24 protein-coding genes are annotated in these 21,947 nt (G+C 61.9%); 5 read left to right on the top strand and 19 right to left on the bottom strand.

What is annotated here, in order from left to right; all coding sequences use genetic code 11:
- Positions 1 to 218: 218 nt before the first annotated feature.
- The 8 genes from HSR122_RS05275 to HSR122_RS05240 all read right to left on the bottom strand — a co-directional run bounded on the left by HSR122_RS05275 (position 219) and on the right by HSR122_RS05240 (position 8,152).
- Entirely contained in the window at positions 219 to 1,046 is an 828-nt protein-coding gene (locus tag HSR122_RS05275) for a nucleotidyl transferase AbiEii/AbiGii toxin family protein (RefSeq protein ID WP_229111725.1), read from the bottom strand.
- Entirely contained in the window at positions 1,039 to 1,650 is a 612-nt protein-coding gene (locus tag HSR122_RS05270) for a hypothetical protein (protein WP_229111724.1), read from the bottom strand. The genes HSR122_RS05275 and HSR122_RS05270 overlap by 8 nt, the downstream gene beginning before the upstream one ends.
- A 264-nt stretch (positions 1,651 to 1,914) precedes the next feature.
- The gene (locus tag HSR122_RS05265; protein WP_229111723.1) at positions 1,915 to 2,265 is read right to left on the bottom strand and encodes a calcium-binding protein; all 351 of its coding nucleotides are present in this window, start codon (positions 2,263 to 2,265) and stop codon (positions 1,915 to 1,917) included.
- Positions 2,262 to 3,257 (bottom strand): DUF2800 domain-containing protein, encoded by a 996-nt coding sequence (locus HSR122_RS05260; protein WP_229111722.1) that lies wholly within the window; start codon positions 3,255 to 3,257, stop codon positions 2,262 to 2,264. The genes HSR122_RS05265 and HSR122_RS05260 overlap by 4 nt, the downstream gene beginning before the upstream one ends.
- 51 nt (positions 3,258 to 3,308) lie before the next feature.
- Entirely contained in the window at positions 3,309 to 4,391 is a 1,083-nt protein-coding gene (locus tag HSR122_RS05255; RefSeq protein WP_229111721.1) for a hypothetical protein, read from the bottom strand.
- A gap of 221 nt (positions 4,392 to 4,612) precedes the next feature.
- Positions 4,613 to 5,905, bottom strand: coding sequence for a 3-phosphoshikimate 1-carboxyvinyltransferase (gene aroA / locus HSR122_RS05250; protein WP_229111720.1), 1,293 nt, complete (start codon positions 5,903 to 5,905; stop codon positions 4,613 to 4,615).
- 93 nt (positions 5,906 to 5,998) lie between these two features.
- A complete protein-coding gene (locus HSR122_RS05245) occupies positions 5,999 to 7,006 on the bottom strand; it encodes an NOG1 family protein (protein WP_229111719.1) in 1,008 nt (335 codons plus the stop codon).
- 48 nt (positions 7,007 to 7,054) lie between these two features.
- Positions 7,055 to 8,152, bottom strand: a complete 1,098-nt coding sequence (locus HSR122_RS05240) for an archaeosine biosynthesis radical SAM protein RaSEA (RefSeq protein ID WP_229111718.1) — start codon at positions 8,150 to 8,152, stop codon at positions 7,055 to 7,057.
- A 243-nt stretch (positions 8,153 to 8,395) separates the two neighbouring features.
- Here HSR122_RS05240 and HSR122_RS05235 point away from each other — a divergent pair, with 243 nt between their 5' ends.
- Entirely contained in the window at positions 8,396 to 9,850 is a 1,455-nt protein-coding gene (locus HSR122_RS05235) for a DHH family phosphoesterase (protein WP_229111717.1), read from the top strand.
- A gap of 3 nt (positions 9,851 to 9,853) precedes the next feature.
- Here HSR122_RS05235 and HSR122_RS05230 read toward each other — a convergent pair whose 3' ends face one another.
- The 11 genes from HSR122_RS05230 to HSR122_RS05180 all read right to left on the bottom strand — a co-directional run bounded on the left by HSR122_RS05230 (position 9,854) and on the right by HSR122_RS05180 (position 18,511).
- Positions 9,854 to 10,165 carry a PRC-barrel domain-containing protein gene (locus HSR122_RS05230; protein WP_229111716.1) on the bottom strand — a complete coding sequence of 104 codons (312 nt, stop codon included), beginning with the start codon at positions 10,163 to 10,165 and terminating at the stop codon, positions 9,854 to 9,856.
- 44 nt (positions 10,166 to 10,209) lie between these two features.
- Complete coding sequence (locus HSR122_RS05225) at positions 10,210 to 10,476, bottom strand: DUF7314 family protein (RefSeq protein WP_229111715.1); 267 nt, start codon at positions 10,474 to 10,476, stop codon at positions 10,210 to 10,212.
- Positions 10,469 to 10,840 (bottom strand): DUF7315 family membrane protein, encoded by a 372-nt coding sequence (locus tag HSR122_RS05220; protein WP_229111714.1) that lies wholly within the window; start codon positions 10,838 to 10,840, stop codon positions 10,469 to 10,471. The genes HSR122_RS05225 and HSR122_RS05220 overlap by 8 nt, the downstream gene beginning before the upstream one ends.
- A 2-nt stretch (positions 10,841 to 10,842) precedes the next feature.
- Positions 10,843 to 11,610, bottom strand: coding sequence for a cytochrome b family protein (locus HSR122_RS05215; RefSeq protein WP_229111713.1), 768 nt, complete (start codon positions 11,608 to 11,610; stop codon positions 10,843 to 10,845).
- A 6-nt stretch (positions 11,611 to 11,616) separates the two neighbouring features.
- Positions 11,617 to 12,420, bottom strand: coding sequence for a cytochrome b (locus HSR122_RS05210; protein ID WP_229111712.1), 804 nt, complete (start codon positions 12,418 to 12,420; stop codon positions 11,617 to 11,619).
- A 4-nt stretch (positions 12,421 to 12,424) separates the two neighbouring features.
- A complete protein-coding gene (locus HSR122_RS05205; RefSeq protein ID WP_229111711.1) occupies positions 12,425 to 13,291 on the bottom strand; it encodes a ubiquinol-cytochrome c reductase iron-sulfur subunit in 867 nt (288 codons plus the stop codon).
- Between the two features lie 2 nt (positions 13,292 to 13,293).
- Positions 13,294 to 13,680 (bottom strand): DUF7318 family protein, encoded by a 387-nt coding sequence (locus tag HSR122_RS05200; RefSeq protein WP_229112182.1) that lies wholly within the window; start codon positions 13,678 to 13,680, stop codon positions 13,294 to 13,296.
- Positions 13,677 to 14,303, bottom strand: coding sequence for a halocyanin domain-containing protein (locus HSR122_RS05195; RefSeq protein WP_229111710.1), 627 nt, complete (start codon positions 14,301 to 14,303; stop codon positions 13,677 to 13,679). Before HSR122_RS05195 ends, HSR122_RS05200 begins: the two co-directional genes overlap by 4 nt.
- 298 nt (positions 14,304 to 14,601) lie before the next feature.
- The gene (locus HSR122_RS05190) at positions 14,602 to 15,441 is read right to left on the bottom strand and encodes a DUF7319 domain-containing protein (protein WP_229111709.1); all 840 of its coding nucleotides are present in this window, start codon (positions 15,439 to 15,441) and stop codon (positions 14,602 to 14,604) included.
- Between the two features lie 395 nt (positions 15,442 to 15,836).
- Positions 15,837 to 17,993, bottom strand: coding sequence for a coiled-coil domain-containing protein (locus tag HSR122_RS05185; RefSeq protein ID WP_229111708.1), 2,157 nt, complete (start codon positions 17,991 to 17,993; stop codon positions 15,837 to 15,839).
- Positions 17,990 to 18,511, bottom strand: coding sequence for a hypothetical protein (locus tag HSR122_RS05180; RefSeq protein ID WP_229111707.1), 522 nt, complete (start codon positions 18,509 to 18,511; stop codon positions 17,990 to 17,992). The genes HSR122_RS05185 and HSR122_RS05180 overlap by 4 nt, the downstream gene beginning before the upstream one ends.
- Positions 18,512 to 18,874: 363 nt before the next feature.
- Between HSR122_RS05180 and HSR122_RS05175 the strand changes: the two genes are divergently transcribed.
- The 4 genes from HSR122_RS05175 to HSR122_RS05160 are packed head-to-tail and all read left to right on the top strand — an operon-like array spanning position 18,875 to position 21,889.
- Positions 18,875 to 19,153, top strand: a complete 279-nt coding sequence (locus HSR122_RS05175) for a hypothetical protein (RefSeq protein WP_229111706.1) — start codon at positions 18,875 to 18,877, stop codon at positions 19,151 to 19,153.
- Between the two features lie 47 nt (positions 19,154 to 19,200).
- The gene (locus HSR122_RS05170) at positions 19,201 to 19,875 is read left to right on the top strand and encodes a hypothetical protein (RefSeq protein ID WP_229111705.1); all 675 of its coding nucleotides are present in this window, start codon (positions 19,201 to 19,203) and stop codon (positions 19,873 to 19,875) included.
- A 37-nt stretch (positions 19,876 to 19,912) separates the two neighbouring features.
- Positions 19,913 to 21,121: an ATP-binding protein gene (locus HSR122_RS05165; RefSeq protein ID WP_229111704.1), complete on the top strand. Its 1,209-nt coding sequence runs from the start codon at positions 19,913 to 19,915 to the stop codon at positions 21,119 to 21,121.
- Between the two features lie 3 nt (positions 21,122 to 21,124).
- Entirely contained in the window at positions 21,125 to 21,889 is a 765-nt protein-coding gene (locus HSR122_RS05160; RefSeq protein ID WP_229111703.1) for a hypothetical protein, read from the top strand.
- Positions 21,890 to 21,947: the final 58 nt, after the last annotated feature.

Raw genomic sequence — 21,947 nt, 5'->3', positions numbered from 1 at the left:
TGATTACGCCGGTTGGGAAGTACCGACAGTTGGGACACTGGCCTTCGTTCATGAATTCTGATGGGCCGGTCCCGGTCGCTTCGTTGTAGCTGAAGCTGTGGCCACAGTTGGGACAGGTTTCGGAGCGTCGCGCCATAGTGAGCAGTGGCTCCGCCGATCACTTCACGTCTGGGCCGACTCCTCCAAACGCCCTGTCAAGATGGAGGACGCATCACGATTCACTGCAAAAATCGTTCAATTGACTGTCGAACGGTCGTGGAGTCTACTTGGAGTAATGATGCTGCCTGGTCGTACTCTCCGTCTGTGAGTGCCTGCTCAAACCCCGCGATGTCATCCGCCGTAATCCTCTCCCGGGTTGCTGCCGTAATTTCCTCGTAGTCGGTAACGTACCACAGCAACGCGTGAAGATCTGCCAGGTCTTTCAGGCGCTTGTGGCTCTTGTCTCGATCCGGGAACGCCCGAACTTTCATCGCCGCTAATGCCGCTGGCGGGGCAATCCCAACCCCGTCCGGAACGTCCCAGTCCACGTAGTCGGAGAGCGGGTCACCGACTCCGTGCTGGAACACCGGTTTGAGCAGCGGCTCGGCAGGCGGCCGAAACCCAAACCGGTCTTCGAACGCGTCCAACGCCGTCGTGTCAGGAATGACATCGATGTCTACACGGAACAGTTCGTGAGGTGGCAGTTCACTGGCGTCCGCATCAGTGAGTCGATCACCCGTCTCGCGGTGAAACTGTTGGTAGAAACCGAAGCGCCCGCGGTTATACTCAAGGTCATCCTCGATACGGGTGAGCGTCAGGGCGACCGGCGTCTCTGACAGCTCTTCAGATGTCCACTCAGGGTCAATGTGGACACCGATGTCAATATCCCGGGAGCCAATGTAGCGACGGCCTTGCTGGGTTTGGAACGCGTCGGTCACATGGATGTGGACGGCCCAGCCACCGAGGAGACACACAGGTGGCTCCGCGACCGTCAGGATGTCTTGCAGTTCGCGTTCCGAATACTGCGTCACCGCGTCTGTGTATTGGCTGCGGTCGGCCCTACTCATCGTTTAACCCGTGGTGGCGGGACATGAGGCGATTGGCCGCTTCAACGGCGGGACCGTCCGAGTCAAGCAAGTCAACGATCAGCTGTGGGATGGAGACTGTCGTCATCTCTTCGACGGTCTGGGCGTTGTAGAAGACGTGTTCGTCGGTGGCGCGAAGTTCCGTGTTCCCGCCGCCAATTAGCCCCGACTGTTCGATCATCTCAAGCCACTCCTCGATGTCGGCTTCATGGACGTAGACGGCGGTTGTCGAGGGGAACAGGAATCCTTGATGGATCTGTTCGGCCTCGTCGGTTGTGAGCGCATAGTCCAGTCCGGTGCTTTGGATGCGATCGAGGGGCTGTTGGAGGGAAACCTGGATTGTGTTGGGTTGGATCCGAGTCTCGCGCCAACGGTCGTACAGCGTTCGCGGGTCCAGAACGACCGTGTCTTCGACGAGGGCGTCGTTCTCGAGTTGGTCGAGGTAGTCGTAAGCCCATGAGGTTGAGGCGTTGGCTTGTTGTGTGATTTCGTAGCGGCTAAGCTCGCCGTCTGGATGGTTGAGCAGGACGCGATGGATGCGTTCTTTCTTGAATCCGCGATCCCTGTCTGGGGGCTCCAGCAGCATGATGTCTAGGTTATCGCGCTATCTTATATACTTAACCGGAATTCCGGCAAACTCAAATATTTATATATCTAACCGGAATACGTCACAGCCATCAGTAGGCAGCGCAGCTGGTTTCCAGTTGATTTCCCAGCTGATCGCTGGTAGTCCTGGTTTCTGATAGGGTTCGGTGGGTCGGTCAAGGTGAGAATCGAAGGGTAGACCGTCGAAACTGGCTGAAACCGTGAACGCTCAGCAGAGAATTCGCAACCCAACACACTGGTGAGGCTATCGTTCGAGCCAGTAGTGCCAGTCGGCGACAGCTTGCTCAGTGTCAGCGCTGGCTTCGACAGGTTCCAGTTGGCTCAGTGGGACACCGAACTCGCGGTCGTTCCACTCGATGGTGACGAACTGCTGGCGGAGCGACGGCTCCGATGATGGCTTACCGATCACACGAACTGTCTCCCCTTCCTCCAGCGGTGAGACCTCCTGCTCGTCGATACAGCGCACCTCAAAGGGGAAGTCCATCATCTCCTCCAGATAGATATGCCAACCCATCGCCTGTTCGTCCTGAGTATAAGCGTCCACGATAATCTCCATCTTGATGCGCTCTTCTCGTTCCTCGTCGCGCTCGGTCATGGCTCACCCCCGGCGCGGGTGTGAAACGATGCACCCGATTTGAACTCGGTCAACTCCTCGATGCGATCTTCGAGGTCTTCGATCTCCTCGCGGAGTTCCTCGGCCTCGTCACCCTCAGCGGCAGCAAGTTGATCTTTGAGTCCCTGAAGCCGGGTTTCCTTGCGTTCCTCGTCTACCTCGGCTTTGCGGACGTACTCGGACTGCTCGATCTCGTACACGTCGCTCTCCGACAGTTCGGTGACGTCCAAGGCGTCGTCTACCTTGTCACGATCCACGCCCAAAACGCGCTCGCGGTCGATGCCAGCCGCTTCGAGGGTTTCTAGCACCTCGTCGTCGTCTTTGAGTGAGCGGTTGCGCCGCGTGGTTCGCTGGACGGAACCGAACGGCCCGCTCACCGGCCGGTCGTGGTGGAGGCGGTTCAACAGCACGTCGGCCACGTCCTGCCGGAGGTCGTTCGCGTTGCGTTGCACGTCCGAGAGCAGCGTATAGAGGTTGACCAGCGCGTCCGTCTCCATGTCCTCGAGGACCTCGACTTCGTGACGTTCGAGGGCATCCACGAGTAACAGCGCATCAGCATACACGTCCAGCTCTGGCTCAGTTCGGTCCTCCACAGTCGTGGATTCGTCTTCGGCGTCAAGGAGTTGGCTGGCCGTCGGGCCTTCTTTCTCGACGAGCACACCCTGGTCTTCGTCGATTTCGAACCGTGGATGCACAGACAGCACCGCAGGGTACGGGTCGGCGTCAGGCGGGAGCCTGTCGAGGTCAAAGCCATCATACTCGTCAGTGAGTCGGCGGTACAGCGTCTCGAACTGGTCCCGTTGGAGCGGCCGCGACTCGTCAATGTCGCGGTCGAGAAACTCGATGACCACTCGTTGCTCTTGTACGTCGGTCACGCGAAAGCGGTCGTGTGACAGCGGCGTGAGCAGTGTAGCATCCTCCGGGAGATCATCGAGTTCGTCAAGAAGCGTGTGCCACGAGACACTGAACGACATAGGTCGAGTGAGGCGAGCAACGAATAAAATCGTGTGGGGCCGTTGGACTGATCAGGGAGTATCGTCCCTCGCGCTCATCATGTCCAGCATCTCCGACATCGGCCCTGGCTCAAGGTCTCGAAGTGCCCACTCGGCGGGAAGCCCGTCAGCAACACCGGTCTCGTGGGCAAGGGCTCGAATCCGCTGTTTCACGTCGGGATCGACATCAACGACGCGAGGGAGGTCGTCGTCCTCGTCCCAGTACGGCGGGGCGTGGGGCCCGAGCAGTGCCTCTGTTTCGAGGTCGGCGACGGCTTGGAAGTAGAACTCCGTGAGGTCGGTTTCCAACCCAAGGGTACTGCGTGTGCCGGAGATTTCATCGTCGGTGACGAGCGTCTCTAACACGTCGATGGCGGCGTGCTGATCTACGTAGAACGCCGTGTTCAGCGTGATTTTCACGAACTTTGGTTCGTCTTCAGCGAGCGCGAGGAGCTGGTCAGCGACGGAATACTCGGGATGGCCGATCCCCCAGCCGTAGGTGTACGACTCCTCGTACGCGACGTGGTGCTCGTCAACATACTCAGGGATCGCACCGAGAAACGCCAGCGCGGCAGCCGGGATAGCATCGACGCCGTCGTCCTGGCGGGTCCGAATCACCGAGCGGCCGAGTGCATTGGCGATGACGTGCCCGACTTCAGGGAGCGCGTCCTGTTCGCGCGGATCATAGGCGTCAGCAAATTCAATGAGTGCGTCCCATCCGTTCGTCTCCGCTGCGGCAGCAAGTCCATCGGCGAGCGGTTCGTAGTAGGCGAACAAGAGGTCACGGTGGAGCTCGTCGCCGCCCGGTGCGTCGCCGCGGAAGACTTTCGCCAGCACTCGTTCGTATTCGGCAATTGCACGAAACAGAGCTGATAGATCCCCCTCGCGCGCGTCGTCAAAGAGTTCGGGCAGGTCTCCAACTACGTCGGGGTACTCGCGTTCGAGTTTCTCTCGGTCAAGGCCGGAATCATCAAGCGAGGTTCCAGTAGATGCGTCTGTCGTCTCAGTCGTGGAGTTCTCTGTCGCTTCGGCAGGCTGGTTGCCGGGACAATCGTGCAGGCGGAGCCGTGAGAGTGTGTCAAACTCTTGTCCGCAATCGTCGCACTCGTGACTCATTATCGGCATTTACGACGGCCCGCGAAGTAAGGATTTTCAGAAGCCGCTGTTACTGAGTCGGATGTCGATATTCACCGCTGTTGGGTTCCCTGTGTGTCCCCAAAACATGGATTATGCGCCAGATGTTTGGCTAGAGATACTGAGCAGCTGCGTTTCGCGTATTCCCAACTCAATTCGTTCGACAGGATTTTCGGAGCGACGGGCGTGTGTCTCGAATCGCGTCAGGCGCGTGAGGTTGTCACATCGCCGCCGAGTGCGTCGAGTTCATCGAAAAAGTGGGGGAACGACACGTCGACGTGTTCGATTCCCTCGACAGTCGTCGTCCCGTCAGCGACGAGCCCCGCGACCGACAGCGACATGATGATCCGGTGATCGGCTCGGCCGTCGACGGTCGTCCCGTCGAGATCGCTGTCACCGCCGTGGATCGTCAGCGTGTCGTGTTCCTCTTCGATCGACGCGCCCATCGCGGAGAGCGCCTCGGCCATCGCGGCGACGCGGTCAGTCTCCTTGTATCGAACGTGCTCACAGTCGACGATCGTCGTCGTCCCGTCGGCGACAGCCCCGATGACGGCGATCGTCGGCAGGAGGTCAGGCGTGTCCGCGACGCTGACTTCGACGCCCGTGAGATCGGACTTGCTGACGTGAATTTCGCCCGCTTCGCGGTCCCAGGTGAGGTCCGCACCCATCCGCTGGAGCACGTCGACGATCGCCGAATCGCCCTGCGCGCTCGGATACGCACCGGTGACAGTCAGCCCGTCCGGCGCGGCCAGCGCGCCCATCGCGAGCAAATATGAGATCGACGAGAAATCGCCGGGGACAGTGTACTCGCCGCCGGCGGGATCGTAGGATTGTCCGCCCGCGACGGTGAACCCGTCGGCGATCGATTCGGTCTCGACGCCGAACGCCTCCAGAACTTCGATCGTGATGTCGACGTACGGCGCGGACTTGAGTTCGGTTTCGAGGCCGATCTCGACCCCTTCGTCGGTGATCGCGCCGGCCATCAGCAGGGCCGTGATGTATTGAGAGGAAACGTCGCCCGGAATCGAGACGTACCCGCCCGCTACGGGACCGCCGACGACCAGCGGCGCCTGACCGTTCGCCCGGGTGCTCTCCGCCCGACCGTCGAGCTGGTCGATAGCGTCGAGTAGCGGACCCTGCGGACGCGATCGGAGCGAGTCGTCCCCGGTGAGGACCGTCAGCCCGTCGCCGAGTGCGGCCGTCGCGGTCACGAGCCGCATGGTCGTCCCGCTGTTGGCACAGTCGATCACGTCGTCGGGGACATCGGGAAGCCCGTCGAAACCGTCAACTTCGAGATGATCGTCGTGTCGCTCGACACTGCCGCCGTAGGCTTCGACTGCGCGCATCGTCGCCTTTGTGTCGGCACTGACCAGCGGATCCCGCACCGTCGCGCCCTCAGCGTAGCCGGCCGCCAGAATCGCCCGGTGTGTGTAACTCTTCGACGGCGGGGCCTGTACTGTCCCGCCGACCGTCGACTGGGAAACGTCTGTGTCCATACAGGGTCTCTCGGCGTCCCAGGTCAAAGCAGTCACGATTGTCGAGGCCAGTATCTGGTGGTCACACGTGTCGAGATGAGTGTGTCTCTTCCGTCACTCCTCGAAAGGCAGCTCGGGCTCGTAGTCGACGGCTTCGATCGCGGCCGCGAGAACAGTCTCGACGTTCTCGTCTTCGGTGACGCTCATGTAGTGGTCGGCTTCGACGTCCCGGGAGCGATCGGCCTTGTTCGCGACCGTCAGCACGGGCACCTCGGCGAACCGCTCGCACAGCGCGTCGCGCAGCTCCAGCTGGACCTCGATCGGGTAGCCACACTCGCCGCTGGCGTCGACGAGCACGAGCACGGCGTCGGCCAGATGCTCCAGCGCGCTCACGGCCTGGGACTCGATCTCGTTGCGCTCTTGGGGCGGGCGATCGAGCAGCCCCGGCGTATCGACGAGTTGATAGCGGATATGGTCATCCTCGACGTGGCCGACGTGGATCTCAGTGGTGGTGAACGGATAGGAGTTGATCTCGTTGGAGGCACGGGTGACGCTGTTGACGAACGAGGACTTGCCGACGTTGGGGTAGCCGGCGACCACGATCGTCGGTTCGTCCGGGCGGATGTCCGGCAGATCTCGCAGAGCCTCGCGAGCGGCGGCGATCGCCAGCAGCGAGTCCTCGACCTGCTCGACGACGTCAGCCAGCCGGGCGAAGGCCTGTTTGCGAAGCTTGCGCGCGTGATCGACGTCGCTCGCGTTGCGGAGCTTCGTGTGGTACTCCCCGCGGATGTCGGCGGCCTTTCGGGAGGCCCAGGTGACTTCCGAGAGGTGCTGGCGCAGGGCGTCGACGCCGCGCTGATCTTCGCTGCCGATGGCGGTTTCGCCGGCGAGCACGGCGTCGGCGAGGTCGCGGTAGAACGGGTCCAGACCGTCGAAGTCGGGCCACTCGGTGACGACGTTCTCGAGGTTGTCCGAGCAGATGTTCGCGGCCGTCTGGAGCATCGACGATTGGGCGTCGAAGCCGTCCTTGGCCCGTCCGGCACGGGCCGCCCGCGAGAAGGCCTTATCGATGAGTTCCGACGATCGCGGGGTCGTCGGGAGATTCTCGAAGGGTTGGCTCATTGGCCGTCCGTAGACGACGGGAACGGAAAAGCGACCCTATTGCGATCGTCACCGTGCAAGCGGCAGGTTGTACCCGGTCTCGCGTTCAACGACAGCCTCCCAGGTCAGCTCGCACTCACAGGAGACCTGCTCGAAGACCGACGGGTCCTGCCGGAGGTTGAAGTCCTTGATCGCCTTCTGGACGCGGTCGTCACACTCCCCGCAGTTGTGCGGGCCCCGATCCGAGCCGTGACCGACCGGATCGGAGACGACGATGACGTCCTCGTCGGCCGTCGATTCGAGCACCTCGGCGACGCTCCAGAGCCACGGCGGCCGGTAGCCGTCCTCGAAGTAGAGTTGCTCGACCTCGGTGTACTTCTGGACGTTCGTCGGGTTCATCGAGACGGTGTGACACCCATCGACGCCCGCACAGCGGCGGATCGATCGCTTCATGTCCTCGATCGCCTCGGACTCGCTGAGAAACGGCGGCTTCAACAGGAGATAGGCTTTCACGCCCACGCTTGCGTCCTCGGCGGCGGCGTCGGCCGCCCGGACTTCGGCGGCGGCTTCCTCGAAGTCGGCGAACTCGAAGTACTTGTTCACGCAGTCGCGGCGGACACGATCGGTCGCGGTCTCGAGGCCGACGGCGACGTCAGTCTCCAGTCCTTCGTCGGTGAAGTCGGCGATCTTCCCGCGGTCGACGAAGTCCGGCAGACTTTCGACGACGATCCGCTCGCGGTCGGCGAACGCCGACGCGATGGCCTGTCGGGTCTCGGCCGGGACCTCGCGTTCGTCGAGGAAACTCCCGGAGGTGTAGATCTTGACCTGCTCGGCGGGTTCGTCGGCGTTGTCACGCTCGTGCTCAAGCGTCGCGTCGATCTGGGTCAGCAGGTCTTCGTGGGCGACGGTACCGCCCTCGACCGACTCGGCGACGTACCCGCACATCGTACAGCCGCCGGCGCGGGCCCACCGACAGCCGCCGGTGTTGAGCACGATCGTCAGGCTCCGGACGATCCCGTCCGGCGTGTTGTCCTCGTCGAGCCAGACCCGGGTCGGCTCGGTCGGGTCGTAACTTTTGTCCTTGCGGCTGCGGATCTCCCGCATCACCTGGTTGTGGGCGTCCATTCCCTTCCCCCGCTCGTAGACCTCGGGGCTCGGCTTGCTCATCGCCGTGACGTAGCCGGTGCGGTCGTAAATCCTCTGCGTTCACGGAATCGAACTCGTGACACTGGCTATCCCTCCGAGTCGTCTTCCGGATCGATCACACCGTGATCAGCGCGATACGACGATCCGTCTCCGGTCTGGCTCTTCCGACCACCTACTTCGGGTGACACACACCGGACCCGACGTGTCCATCTCGGGGGCGAAAGTCCGGATTATAAGAGTCTCGACGCCAACAGACAAGACACCATGAGTACCGGGACTACGATGGCGTCGATGTCCTCGTATGCCATTCTCGGCTGCGGGAGCGTGGGGCACGCGGTTGCCGAGGAACTCGTCGAGGAGGGCAAGGACGTGCTCATTCTCGACAAGGACGAGGGACGAGTCGAGGCGCTCCGGGATCAGGACCTCAACGCGCAGGTCAGCGACATCCGCGATCCCGAGATCGTCGAGCACGTCGAGGGACGCGACGCGGTGTTGATCCTCTCCTCGGACGTCGAGGCGAACAAGGCGGCCACGGAGACGCTCAGAGCGGCCGAGACCGATCACTTCATCGTCGCCCGAGCGTCCGATCCGGTCTCCGCCGACGAACTGACGGAACTGGGAGCCGATGTCGTCATCAACCCCTCGGCAGTGATCGCGGACTCGGCGCTTCGATCGCTGGAGACCGGCGAACTCGAACACCGGGCCGAACAGCTGGCGGCACTCATCGACGGTACCGAATCGCGGCTCGCGATCCTGATCCATCGCGGCCCGGATCCGGACTCGATCGCCAGCGCTGCGGCGCTGCAGGCGATCGCCGAACATCGGGATATCGAGGCCGATATCGTCTACGAGGGCGAGATCGGCCACCACGAGAACCGGGCGTTCGTCAACCTCCTCGGGATCGAACTCGTCTCGCGAAACGAGGTCGATTTCGAGACTTACGACACCGTCGCGCTGGTCGATTACTCCAAGACCGGCGACACGGAGTTGATGCCCGAGACGGACGTCGACATCGTCATCGATCATCGCGAACCGGACGCCGAAATCGAGACCGACTTCTCGGACATCCGCCCGAACGTCTCGGCAACCTCGACGATCCTCACGAAGTACGTCCAGGAGTTCGATCTAAATCTCAGTCAGGAAGTCGCGACCGCACTGCTGTACGGCATCCGCGCGGAGACGCTGGATTTCAAGCGCGACACCACGCCAGCAGACCTGACGGCCGCGGCATATCTGTACCCCTTCGCCGATCACGACACGCTCGAGCAGGTCGAATCGCCGTCGATGAGCCCCGAGACGCTGGACGTGCTCGCAGAGGCGATCCGCAACCGCGACGTCCGGGGGAGTCACCTGATATCGAACGCGGGGTTCATCCGCGACCGCGAGGCGCTGACCCAGGCCGCCCAGCAACTGCTCAACCTCGAGGGGATCACGACGACGGCCGTCTTCGGGATCGTCGACGACACGATCTATCTCGCCGCACGCTCGAAGGACATCCGACTGAACATCGGGAACGTTCTCGGCGATGCCTTCTCCGACATCGGCGAGGCAGCGGGCCACTCGACCGACGCGAGCGTCGAGATCCCGCTGGGCATCTTCACGGGGATCGAATCGACCGAGGACAACCGCGACCTGTTGCTGTCGCTGACCGAGGAAGCCGTCAAGACGAAGTTGTTCGAGGCGATGGGCGTCGAGAGCGACGGTTCGAACGGGAGCTAGCGGTCAGGCGACGACATCGTCGTCGGACTCGTCTTCGCCGGGGCGCTTGAGTCTCTCGACGATGTCGTTGACGATGACGATGTCGCCGACGGCCTGCACCCACCGGTAGGGTACGATGACGCCGCGCGAACGGTTGATCTCCTGATCGAACAGTTCCTGGTTGAGCTGGTGCAGCGCCAGCCCGGTGACGTTCTCGGTCGCGAGATCGAGCCGCAGATCCTCGATCTCGCCGACGAAAACGCCGTTGTTCGAGTAGACCTCGCGACCGACCAGCGTCGTGATCTCCGACGGAGGAGTCTCTCTGTCGACAGCCATATGCAGTGTCTCGGGATGTGGGGCCTTAACTTTTGATAGGTAGGTCACCCGGAGCGTGATTCGATCTCGGCCCGGAGCTTGCGTCCGGCCGGAATGACGAGCCAGAACGCGAGCGCGCCGAAGGCGGCGAACCAGAACAGCGCGTCGCCGAGCGTCAGCGCGAGCTCGGCGTAGACGCCCGGATCGGACGGTCGTTCGCCGAACAGCTGTGCGCCCGAAAAACTCGGCGTCTGGTACCAGCCCGCGATGATCATCCAGCCCAGTCCAGCCGTCATCAGAATCCCGAATCCTTTCGCGAATTCGTCAGCCATCGTCGTGTGCCTCCTGTGAGTCCGCAGTGGTGTCTCGCCGCTCGCTGTCGACCATCTCGGCGGTCTTGAACCGCGTGCCGAGGACGTACGATCCGGCCCCGAGAACGATGACCCCGATCCCGAGCAGGCCGAAGGCGACGTTGACCGCGCCGACCGAGGGCGTCCATCCGGTGAGTCCGACCGTCCAGACGGCCGCCTCGCGGATCGGGTTGTCTAGCCGGGTGGCCGCGTCGAACATGAAGAATCCGAACACGACCAGTCCCGTCGCGACGAGCGTCGAGAAGACGGTGATCCCCTTGTAGACGCGCATCGGGACGACGACCGATCCGTCGGACGTGCGCCGTGGTGGTGTATCGCTGCTCATAGTTACTTGGGTGGTCTGAGCCGGTAGTACCGGCGGTTGAGGTTGAACATGTAGCCCTCGCGCATCGACTTCAACACCGTATAGCTGATGAACCCGGCGACGACCGGCAACAGGAAGGTCAGGTCGTTCAACAGCCCCTCTTCGATCGGAACGAGGTTCTTGATCGAGAGAACTGCGATCGTGAACGCGAAGACGACGCCGGCGACGCCGACCGACGCCCAGAACGGCTGTTCGACCGGCCGGCGCGCGCTGCCCTTGTTCAGGAACGGGACGATGGCGACGATCCCGACGACGACGAGGTTCGCGACGACGCCGTAGGTCCGGTCGGACATCAGCTTCTCGCCGCCTAGAAGCGACAGGTCGGGATTGAGAAAGCCGAGTTTGAGCAGGCCAAACGACCAGTAGAGATACCAGTCCGGCAGGATGACCGCCGGTGTACTGCTGGGGTTGGCCGGCGCGTCGATGTGTGGCGGCAGTGTCGCCGAGAGGACGATAATCATCCCGACGAAGAAACTCGCCAGCGAGAGGTTGCGCACCATCTCGTGGGGCCAGGCCGGGAAGCCGAGCACGTCCCGTTCGACGTAACTCGACTGCTGGCGCAGATCCTGATCCTCGCGTCGAGCGCGCTCGAAGTACTCGTAGGTCAGCCGCGAGAGCCCTTGCTTGCGCGCCTTGCGCTCGCTCCAGGTCGGGGTTTCGTCGTCGGGCGGGACGATCCCCGTCTCGCCGCCGTCGGTGCGTTCGTCCGTGGTGTCTGTGTCGTCAGTCATGTGTGATCAGTGCGGTTCCGCGATGCCCTGCATCCAGACGATGCCGATGTGGATGGCGATCAGCGTCGTCACGATGAAGGGCAGGAAGAACACGTGCAGGATGTACATCCGCTGGAGCGTCGCCGGGTTCGGCGTGAAGCCGCCGAACAGCAACTGGGCGACCCACTCGCCGATCAGCGGGATCGAGAGGCTCATCTCGACGCCGATCTGGCCGGCCCAGAAGGCCAGCTGATCCCACGGCAGCAGGTAGCCGGTGTACCCGAAGACCATCGTCAGGCTGATCAACACGATCCCGAGCAGCCAGTTCAGTTCGCGCGGTTCCTTGTAGGCCCCGGTGAAGTACACCCGGAGCATGTGCAGGAAGACGGCCGCGACCATCACCTGCGCGGACCAGCGATGGAGGCTCCGCAGGAAGTACCCGAAGTTCAGCTCCATCATGATGAACTCGATCTGGGTGTAGGCCAGTGACGCGGACTCGCTCGCGCCGGCACCGGGTGTGTAGTAAAAGCCCAGCAGCGCACCCGAGATCGCCGCGACGATATATGCCAGCGTCGAGAACGATCCCAGCGCGTACAGCGGGTACCAGTACCAGAACTTGTTGTCCAGGCCGTATTGTTCGGTGTGGCTCTTTGGCATCTGCATGTTGACCTTGTAGTAGAGGTCCTCGAGCAGTTCCAGGTAGTCGACGATGCGAAGCCGCTTGTCGAGCCACATCAGCGCAGTCAGGTAGACGGTCTCGATGTGCGAGAGGTCGTCGCGGTTCTCCAGCCAGGCGTTGTGATCGTGGTCGTCTTTGCGTTCGAGACTCATGATATCACTCGGTCCGTGGCAGTGCGGTGAACGTCCGTCTCACCGGGCTGAAGGGATCGTAGATCGACTGGTGACACTGGCAGTACACGGAGTTTTCACCGCCGAAGCGGGCGCTGCCGCCGAAGGCTTTGAACCCGGGCACACAGCAGAAGTGCGTGCACTTGTTGAGCCACGCCATCACGTCGTTTTCGGTCGCCGCTTCCAGGAAACTTCGCGCCTCGCCCGACAGCGAGGCGTACTTGCCTTCGCCCGCGATCATCTTGCTCACTTCGGGGCTGCGCATGACCTGGACGGGGATCGTCTGGACGTCGCCGTCCGAGCGCCAGTTCGCCACCGCCGGCTTGCCGAGGCCGTCTTGTCCGATGCCGTTGCCCCACCCTTCGTAGTCGTCGAACATATCCAGCGTCAGCACCGCGCCGTCGTCGACGTCGGCCTGCCAGTCGTAGGTACCACCGGCCGAGCGGAATGCGTTATCTTGGTCTGCGTCGGGCTGAATGCCCTCGTAGGTCTGGACGCCACAGTACTGGAACCAGGTAGTACTGTAGGTCGTCCCGCCGACGTCCATCTCGGCAACGGTCACCTCCTTACCCTGGACCGTCTGGGTTTCCGGTTCGGGCCAGCGGCCGTATATCTCGTTGTCGTTTCTGATCTCGACGGGAATGATCGGCATCCCGCGCGGGGCCGGCCCGTCGGTGTTCTCGATGGCGAAGTATTCCGTGATCCCGCCGCCAGCACCGGCGGCGGAGGTTGCCACCTCGACAGTCGCCGCGGTCCCGGTCGCAACCGTCCCGAGAGCGGCGCTGCCGACGACGCCTTTCACGAACCGCCGTCGTCCCGATTCGCTCGGATACTTGTCTTCGTCTGCGGACATGGTTATCGTTTGTAGTAGGGATAGAGCGCGCGTTTTGCGTTCTCGAGAGCCCCGTCAGTTACGGAGGTCCCGTCGACGTCCTCCTCGCGGACGTACAGATCCTCCCACTTGCGCCGGCGCTTCTTGACGATCATCACGTCCGGCAGGAACTCCTTGCGGTACAACAGCAGGACGAACGACAGGTCGATGAAGATGACACCGAGAACCCCGCCGAGGAACATGTTGCCCTCCGCGCTCCGGCCCCAGCCGTTGAGCAGTCCCAAGGTGAACAGGCCGACGAAGACGATCTCGACGATCGTCAACAGGACGATCGCCAGCGCCGCCGCCGGGCTCTCCCGGGGCTGTTCGTAGCGGTGGATGTCGCCGTAGGTGCTGCCCGAGGACATCAGTTTCGCCCCCCGCTGGTGTGGGCCGATTCACCGTACTTCAGGAAGAAGAACGTATAGATGAACGTCACACCCATCATCAGCAACGTCGCGATACCGACGAAATGTGGCTGGAAGGGGACGCCCATCTCCTCGGGACTCTGTGCGCCGCCGCCGGCCTCGACCTCGACGGTGGGGATGTCGTCGCCGACGGCGACGGCGCCGAGCATGCCGAGGTTCTCGTGTGGGCTGCAGTAGTAGGTGACGACGGCGGACTCCGCGAAGGTCTGTTCGTAGGTGTAGCCTTCCTCGCCGACGGGATCGCCGGAGGTGAACTCGACGCTCTCGCCGACGACGTTGTGATCGCCGCCCGCCCCGGTCCACTCCCAGACGATGGTCGTCCCGGGATCGACCCACACGGCCGCGGGATCGAACGCGTAGCCGTCGCTGCCGGCCCCGACGGCGATCGTGACCTCCTCCTGGCCCCGGAGGTCAGTCGTCGAGCCGCCGAACCCGTTCGCGCTGTCCAGATACCCGCCGTAATCCGGCTGCTCGGCGGCCTGGGCGGTCGCCGACCCGCTGGCCGCGAGCGCGCCCGCCCCGCCGGCCGCACCGCCGGCCGTCCGGAGAAAGTCCCGCCTGTGCATGTACCACACCCTCCGCCTCTTTTTTGTATAAAGCCACCGGAACCCCCGATATATGGGGGAAATCGGGACCGCAACACAATCCAATATATATTCTTTTCGCACAGGTGGCCCAAACACTCGGGTATATAGTTCAGCGGTAGCGATTCACACGGCATTTATAACATATATTGACGGTGCCGTTTCGAGACGATTCGCTGTCCCGATATGGCGAATGCTGTCACAGACCGGTAACCGACAGCATCACACGGGTTGTCGTACCGCTCCGACCGCCTGCGATCGATACGAAACAGACGTACGATCACTCCTCGCGATCCGGTCGGGGCGGAAGCACACTCTCGGAGTCGCCGTCGAGTCGGTCGGTCGTCAGGTTGCCGTCCTCGTCGACGGGGAGAAAGTCCGGGCGTTCGCCGCCGACGTTGACCGCTCGCAGGCGGTCCCGAAACTCCTCGGAGCGGAACCGATCGGACAGTCGGGCGTTGGCCACGACGAACAGCAGCCCCACACCGACGACGAAAAATCCGAGCCCGGCGACGAGCGGGATCGGCTCCAGCCCGAGGACGATCCCGGCACCGAACAGGATCACGCCGGCCAGCAGCTGCACGACGGCGATCACCTGGACCATCATGTTCCCGAGTTCGCTGCCGCCCTCGGGCACATCCTGTGGCTCGGGGAGCACCTCGCCGTCGGGTACGTCCGGGACCTCGTAGTCGTCCATCGAGCACAGCGCGATCACCGGCTTGACGTCCCGCAGGACCGTTCCTTCGCCCTCGACGCTGCCGTCAGGGTAGACCAGCGCGAAGCCGGCCTCGGAGTATGCCAGCAGGTACTCGTCGCCGCGTTCGATCCGGGCGAAGACGTCCCGATCGAGCACCCGCTGTTTGAGGTCGGCCTCGACGCGGTTGAGCAGTTCGTCGCCAGTGATCCAGCTGTCGGCGTCGAACGCCGCCTCCCACTCCTCGGCGGTCATCTCGGCCATATCTCGCGGGCCGAAGTCCTCGAAGTCGTACTTCTGTTCGACCCGTTCGCGGAGCTGCTCCGTCGAGCGGTCATCGTCTTCGGTGCTCGTCCCGTCGCCCGCTTCGTCCCCGTTATTTGTCGACGAGTCGGCCTCGGGCGGCGTGGAACCGGACGCGTCCATTAGCCATAGATTCGGTTTCCGGGGCCTTACACGTATCGTTCACCGGCGTGAGGTCTCTGCAGTCGCAGGGTGGTGCGCTTGGCATCGGGATCGTATTCGGCCCGCAATAGCTGATACGGTCGGTTGTAACGATTTACCGGTACGATCGCATAACGGATGCGATCGATCTGGAACAGACTTACAACCGACCGTATGAGTGTCTCGATCCACTGACCGCAGTTCCAGAACCCCATCTCGTCGATCACTGCTGGCTCTGCCCCACTGTCGGCAAGCACGCTTGATAGTCGTTACTGCAACGATTTACCGGTCCGACTGCACCCCTTCGTGCGGTCGATCCAGAACAGACTGACAGTAATCACTGCGAATCTTGGCTTTCGTTTCACTGTCAGAATTTATCACGAGACGTCGAGCGCAAGCCCGTACTCGTCGATATGCAGTTGTTCGCCCACTCCGCTCTCCGCAAGTCGGTCGAAGGCCTCCTTGGTTTCACGGACGTCGAATCCCTGCTCCTCGACGACCTCTTCCAGCAGGACGCTATCGATCCCCACCTCCTCGATGTAGTTCGACCGGATCACGTCGACCGCCTTATCGACACGCTCGGCCGTTACGGGAATTTCGTAGAGATCGCTGTTTTCGCTGGCGATCTCGTCACTATCGTCGTAGTAGATGTCGCCGTGCTGGAGATCGACCAGCACCAGACTGAGATGGCGGGAGTACCGTGATCGTGCTACGTTCCCGCCCTCGACCTGTCTGATCACCCGGTCGGTCCAGCCCGTCGGTGAGGCAACACCCAACAGATAGTGATAATCGTTCTGTTGAGCCTCGTAGACGGCGTCGTTGACCACATTGAGCAGATCGTCGAGATCGCGGGGCGCAGCGTCGAAACCGTTCGTCGCGTGGGCCTCAAGGTTAGACTTGATCGCCGCCTCGATCACCATCTTCCGGCGTGACCGCAATCCCAGTAGTCCCGAACCGGTGACGAAATATCTGGCGCGACGGTCGAGGGGATATTTCTCGGGCGTGCCGTCGGCGTCGAGTAACTGGTCGAGTCGGACTTGATCGTTCAAATGCTCGCTTCGATCGGCCCAGTACCCGTCCGGGATCTCGACGGTCCCGTCGGTCGTGACGACCGATTCGGCGTCGTGCATCGACGTGTCGAAGCGACCGACGTAGTCCATCTCCAGCAGTCGGGCCATTGAAGTGCTGATTGCCCGGTCCGGTAGCGTGTTGTCGCCCGCGCTGAGCGACTGCTGGGCGTCCTCGACCTCGGATTTGAGGTCTCGCTGCCGGTCCTTGAGCTGGTCGCGTGTGTCTGCGAGTTCGTCGCGCTCGTCAGCAAGGCGGTCGGTTTGTTCGGCGAGTTCGGCCTCTGTTTCGTCGAGCTTCTCCGTCGTGTCTTCGATCGTAGCACGCTGTTCGGCCAGGCCATCGACTTCGGTGGACAGGCGCTGTTGCTTCTCACCGAGACGTTCGCGGGCGACCTCGATGCTCTCGCGTTCGCGCTCGAGCGTGTCGATCTCCGCTTGGAGCTGCTCGCGCTGCTCGCGCAACGCAGCCAGTTCCTCCTCGACGACGGCGGTCGTCTCCTCGCGGGCGGCCTTGCGGACCTCCTCTCTGGTCTGGCGTTGGACCTCCTCGAGCTGTTCGATCTTTGTCGAGAGACGCGTCTCCAGTGTCGACGTGCGTTCGATCCGCTCGCCGAACTCCTCCAGGAGCACCTCCTGCTGTTCGGTAAGTGAATCGCCCTGCTGTTCGAGGCGCTGGAGTTCCGACTGAAGTTGCTCGCTATCGACGGTCTGGCTGGTAATCTCGTGTTCGACCTGCTGGAGCTGTGCCTCGAATGTACGCTGTTGCTGTCGAAAGTCGGCTTCCAGTGACTCAGACAATGACTGAATCTCTTCACGGAGCTCTGCTTGGATCGCCTCACGCTCGTCGGCCGACTCCGAGACCGCTTGGACGGCCGCCTCGATAGACTCGACCATGTGTTCGAGGCCGTGGGTCTCGACGTAGACGAAAAACCCTTGTCGGATCTTCTCGCAACGCTCCTGATAGCGGTCCAGAAGCTTTCGCATGACGTCGCTTTGGACGTCCGGTTCGTCCATCAGCTCGTCCATGTTGGCGATCTGAGTCGAGGTGTACTCGGTGACGAGTTCGTACACTTCGCCGTCCATCCGGCGGATCTTGGCCTCGATCTCTTCTTCGGTGAGCACGTCGAAGCGCTTGTAGCGCTCGAAGTCGACAACGGCTTGCAGTTCAGTCTCGACGAAATCGTCGCGCATCGCGCGCGGGAGCGACCCTTCCTCGTAGAAGCTCGCCGCGATCAGCAGTCGCGCGAGTCTGAACTTCGCCCGCACGTCTTCGCGCTCGCTGCCGGTCAGCTGATCGAATTCCTTGGCGAACTCCCAGACGAACTCCTCCTCGTCGGATTTGAGACTGTTGTACCGTTCCAGCCGGGTCTGTTCGGGCATCTTCTGGATCGACGCGAGGTCCTCATCGAGGAGGACCTCCATTTCGTGAGTCAACTCGTCGAATCGGTCGGTGAACGTTGTCATAATTGGCTCTCCGCATAATCTGTCAGTTCGGTCTCGAAGAACTCGGCGAGAAACGACGGTGCTGGCGGATAGCCGTCGATCCGGATCCTGGCGACCGTCCCGCCGCCGTCGCCGTCGAGTTCGTAGCTGATCTCCGCACGGCCTTTCTTCGTGTAGACTTCGTACACGTTGCGTGCTGACGACTGGAGGACCGCTTTCTTCTTCGAGAGCATGTACTCGACGAACGTCTCGACGGTTTCGGGTGCCGCGTCGATCGTCTGCTCGACGGTGACGCGCTCGGGTTCGGCCGCGATGTCGACCGGTTCGAGACGATACGCCGTGACTTGCTCGTCGGGGACCTTCGAGACGAGCTGCTCGTAGATGGCCTCGTGGTCGACATCGTGCGCAATCCGTGACAGCCCTTCGAGCGACTCGATCTCGCCGTCCGCGTTCTCGAACAGATACTCGACGCGTTTGCGCTCGGCGTCCGACTTGTAGTCGACCACGAACAGGTACTCCTCATCTGACTCACCACTCATGGGCGAACACCTGCACTGACCGCCACCTCTCACGTCGATCGACTGCCCCGATCGACCGGACTGCGCGGGTCCGCATACCTGACTGTCTCATCTCTGTTCTATATCTCCGATGCCAATAACTAAAGCTTTTCTCCAAATCGGAGGCAAGCAGTCTGTGGGCACAGTGGTCGCTTTCAACGACGCTCGGTCGTGTACAGCGCACAAACGGGTCGCTATACCCCACTTTGTCGGCCTATTGATCGTCTACGAGTGTGAATATTCGATACACATTCTTCTCCAAAATGGATATTCAGTAGAAGAACCAGATAGTAGGTAAATTTAAGTGGGTAGACACGGATGTTGGTCACGTGAGCTGACAAAGCCATGTCGATCACACTCTGGATCGGAGGCGCGTTCGTACTGAACCTCCTCGTCGCTGCGACCCTCGTGTTGGGCGTGTACAAGTTGATGGAACAGCGGGTCGCGGCTGGGGCGTTCGGCGGCGTACTCGTTGGCGCAGCGATCATCTACGCCGAGGCGACGTTCGGCGAGGAGATGCTGACGGTCACCGTTTCGGAGATGAAGTTGCTGGTGCTGGCTGCCGCCGCTGGCTCGGTGCTGGGCGTGCTCGGGACGCTGCTGGTGTTTGAACCAGAGATCTGATGGATCGCGTGCAAAGTAATTTGCCAATCCAAACATACACACCAACCATGCAAGTTCGCAACTGGGTACAGGATTACTTCGGTGAATCGGCCAATTCCCTGCTTGATGAGGCAGTCTACAACGACGAGGACCTCCGTCGGGACAAGATCAAACTCCGCAAGCAGCGCAAGCGGATCGAACAGGAGATGAATCAGTATGCAAACGAGTACAAGGAGTTGCTCCAGAAGGGAGCACAGACGAACGAAATCGAGCGGGAAAGCTACGCGAAGAAGGCACAGATTGCGAAAAAGAAGTACAAACTAAAGAAGAAGCAGTACCAGAAAAACAGCGTTGTCCTCGGGACGGTCGTCAGCGTAGAAGGGGCGCGCGAACTCCAGGACATGCACGATGGGGACACGACCGAAATCGAACAGATCATCCGGGAACGTGATGTCGACGTCGAGTCCGTTCAGGAGGACATGATGAATCAGATGGTCGAGTTCGACCTCGACATGGAGATCATGCAGGAGGTTCAGGAAGGGCTGGACATCGATGTGATGAACGTCGAGATGGGGACCGAAGACAGCGAAGAGATGGAGATGATGGAGGAGATGGCGGCGGGAGAGATCTCCGAGGAAGAGATCGACGTCGAACAGGAAGTTGAAGCTGAAGAGGGCCTCGATGAGGTGAGTCTCGACGCCGACCTCGATGAGGACCTCGACGAAGACATCGGCACGATCTGACCATGATTCGGGCGGCGCAACGATCGGAGGACCCGCGATGATCGAAGATCAGGCCCAGAAGCAGATCCTCAAGGACAACTACGAGCAGTACCGGGTGAAGGCCGACGCCTACCGGGAACGCGGTGACGCCGAGAAAGCCGCGAAGCTCTACCGCAAGTGTGCGGAGACGCTCGAAGACATCGCCAACGCCGAGTCGAGCGATCGGCTCGCGACGAAGCGGCACGAACTCGCCGAAAACCTTCGAACGGCTGCCGAGCGACTCGAAGGGGCTGGCTCGCTCGACGGTCAGCAGCCGGGAACGGGTGCAGATGCTCCCGATGGGCCATTGAGGTCAGATACGCCACCGAACAGTACTCCGTCGGCGAGCGGGAAGTCGTCAGACGGTCGAAACAACGGCTCCCGGCCGAGTGGGGTGTCGTCAGCCACACCGGATACAGAGACGGACGCGAGCGGATTTCTCGAAGAGCCGCCCGAGATGGCTTTCGAGGACGTCGGCGGGATGGGCGAGCTCAAGGAGACACTCAGAGACACCGTGATCGATCCGCTGGAGCGGCCGGACCTCTACGAGGAGTACGATCTCGGCGTCGTCAACGCGATCCTCCTGTACGGGCCGCCGGGAACCGGGAAGACGTACATTACGAACGCCCTGGCCGGAGAGCTCGGCTACAATTTCATCGAGATCGGGGCCACGGACATCACCAGCTCACTGGTCGGGGAAGCGGCTGACAACGTCGCGGAGCTGTTCGAGGTCGCTCGATCGAACCAGCCATGTCTGATCTTCGTCGACGAGATCGACGCCCTGATGCCGTCCCGAAGCGGCGGCTCGCAGAAGACTCAGAGCGAACGCCAGATGGTCAACCAGTTTCTGACTGAACTCACCGAAACCCGCGGCGAGGATGTGATCGTTGTCGGCGCGACGAACCTCCCCGAGGAAGTCGACGACGCCGCAGTTAGCCGCTTTCAGGAGCGGATCGAAGTCCCCCCTCCTGACGCACCGGCACGCGCAGCGATATTGCGAGTTCACTTCCGGAATCGACCGGTCCTCCACGAAGAGATCGACTGGGAAACGACGAAGGGACAGACGGCGGGCTACTCGGCGCGCGATCTGGAGATCGTTGCGACCAATGCCGCCAGATACGCCCTCGAAGACGCCCGCGAGAGTGACGATGTCCAGCCGATCACTCAATCCCATCTCGAACGGGCGATCGAGGAGACCGAGGCGACACTGACGGGATACGAGAGGTGACGTATGCCGGCCAAGACAGGCGCTTCACACGCGATCGCTTCTTTCGGAAGTATCGTCCTCGGCGCATACATCAGTGCTCATACGTCCCTTGTGACGGGGATCAGTCGGTCGATCGGTGATTCAGTGCTCTCGACTGTCGGCCTCTCGCTGCCCGAGTCCGTGACCGGCATGTTGCTGATATCCACCGCTTTGGCGTTTCTCTGGGGGATCGCGTATCATTTTGCCCGCCACAGCTCCGAAGCCGCGTCTGCGCCAGCAGCGGCTGATCTGTCGACACCCCCTCAGCCCGACGCGGTTGACGTTCCGGAACCGCTCAGGGACGTCGTCTCGGAGCCGTACTCGTCGCCCGATTCGATCGCCAGCGTCGACGCCGAGGTTCGATCGCACCTGGCTACCGAGCTCGCGGCGGCCAGGTCAGTCCTTGACGACGTTCACGATCGACTCGTCGAGAGTGGTGACCGGGACGCTGCCGCCCGAGTCGGCTCGCTGGCCGAAACCGTCCGGCAGGCCGAACAGCGAATAACGAGTCCACAGGACGGCATATCTACTGATGCCGTATCTCTTCGCGATCGTTCGGCCGTTGTCTCTATTCATACGGATCTCGTGGCGGCTATCGACCGGCTCCACGAGGAACTTGACGCCCTAGAGCAGTCTCTTCCTAACCCCGCCGGAGAACACTTCGAGACGGTTCACCGCCGGCTCCGCGACCTCGAAACCGCCCTCGAACGCCGACAGCAGCGCCTCGATCAGGGAGATAATCCACGATGACACACGAGCAGACCACTACGCGCGTATCGACTGACCCAAACCGTCTTGACTCGCTGCA

The sequence above is a fragment of the Halapricum desulfuricans genome (genome assembly GCF_017094525.1).
Classification (GTDB): domain Archaea; phylum Halobacteriota; class Halobacteria; order Halobacteriales; family Haloarculaceae; genus Halapricum; species Halapricum desulfuricans.
This window is presented reverse-complemented; position numbering and strand designations above follow the sequence as displayed.

Coding starts and splice junctions, on each gene's coding strand:
- HSR122_RS05275 (WP_229111725.1), bottom strand. CDS start 1,046: ATGAGTAGGGCCGACCGCAGCCAATACACAGACGCGGTGACGCAGTAT.
- HSR122_RS05270 (WP_229111724.1), bottom strand. CDS start 1,650: ATGCTGCTGGAGCCCCCAGACAGGGATCGCGGATTCAAGAAAGAACGC.
- HSR122_RS05265 (WP_229111723.1), bottom strand. CDS start 2,265: ATGACCGAGCGCGACGAGGAACGAGAAGAGCGCATCAAGATGGAGATT.
- HSR122_RS05260 (WP_229111722.1), bottom strand. CDS start 3,257: ATGTCGTTCAGTGTCTCGTGGCACACGCTTCTTGACGAACTCGATGAT.
- HSR122_RS05255 (WP_229111721.1), bottom strand. CDS start 4,391: ATGAGTCACGAGTGCGACGATTGCGGACAAGAGTTTGACACACTCTCA.
- aroA (WP_229111720.1), bottom strand. CDS start 5,905: ATGGACACAGACGTTTCCCAGTCGACGGTCGGCGGGACAGTACAGGCC.
- HSR122_RS05245 (WP_229111719.1), bottom strand. CDS start 7,006: ATGAGCCAACCCTTCGAGAATCTCCCGACGACCCCGCGATCGTCGGAA.
- HSR122_RS05240 (WP_229111718.1), bottom strand. CDS start 8,152: ATGAGCAAGCCGAGCCCCGAGGTCTACGAGCGGGGGAAGGGAATGGAC.
- HSR122_RS05235 (WP_229111717.1), top strand. CDS start 8,396: ATGAGTACCGGGACTACGATGGCGTCGATGTCCTCGTATGCCATTCTC.
- HSR122_RS05230 (WP_229111716.1), bottom strand. CDS start 10,165: ATGGCTGTCGACAGAGAGACTCCTCCGTCGGAGATCACGACGCTGGTC.
- HSR122_RS05225 (WP_229111715.1), bottom strand. CDS start 10,476: ATGGCTGACGAATTCGCGAAAGGATTCGGGATTCTGATGACGGCTGGA.
- HSR122_RS05220 (WP_229111714.1), bottom strand. CDS start 10,840: ATGAGCAGCGATACACCACCACGGCGCACGTCCGACGGATCGGTCGTC.
- HSR122_RS05215 (WP_229111713.1), bottom strand. CDS start 11,610: ATGACTGACGACACAGACACCACGGACGAACGCACCGACGGCGGCGAG.
- HSR122_RS05210 (WP_229111712.1), bottom strand. CDS start 12,420: ATGAGTCTCGAACGCAAAGACGACCACGATCACAACGCCTGGCTGGAG.
- HSR122_RS05205 (WP_229111711.1), bottom strand. CDS start 13,291: ATGTCCGCAGACGAAGACAAGTATCCGAGCGAATCGGGACGACGGCGG.
- HSR122_RS05195 (WP_229111710.1), bottom strand. CDS start 14,303: ATGCACAGGCGGGACTTTCTCCGGACGGCCGGCGGTGCGGCCGGCGGG.
- HSR122_RS05190 (WP_229111709.1), bottom strand. CDS start 15,441: ATGGACGCGTCCGGTTCCACGCCGCCCGAGGCCGACTCGTCGACAAAT.
- HSR122_RS05185 (WP_229111708.1), bottom strand. CDS start 17,993: ATGACAACGTTCACCGACCGATTCGACGAGTTGACTCACGAAATGGAG.
- HSR122_RS05180 (WP_229111707.1), bottom strand. CDS start 18,511: ATGAGTGGTGAGTCAGATGAGGAGTACCTGTTCGTGGTCGACTACAAG.
- HSR122_RS05175 (WP_229111706.1), top strand. CDS start 18,875: ATGTCGATCACACTCTGGATCGGAGGCGCGTTCGTACTGAACCTCCTC.
- HSR122_RS05170 (WP_229111705.1), top strand. CDS start 19,201: ATGCAAGTTCGCAACTGGGTACAGGATTACTTCGGTGAATCGGCCAAT.
- HSR122_RS05165 (WP_229111704.1), top strand. CDS start 19,913: ATGATCGAAGATCAGGCCCAGAAGCAGATCCTCAAGGACAACTACGAG.
- HSR122_RS05160 (WP_229111703.1), top strand. CDS start 21,125: ATGCCGGCCAAGACAGGCGCTTCACACGCGATCGCTTCTTTCGGAAGT.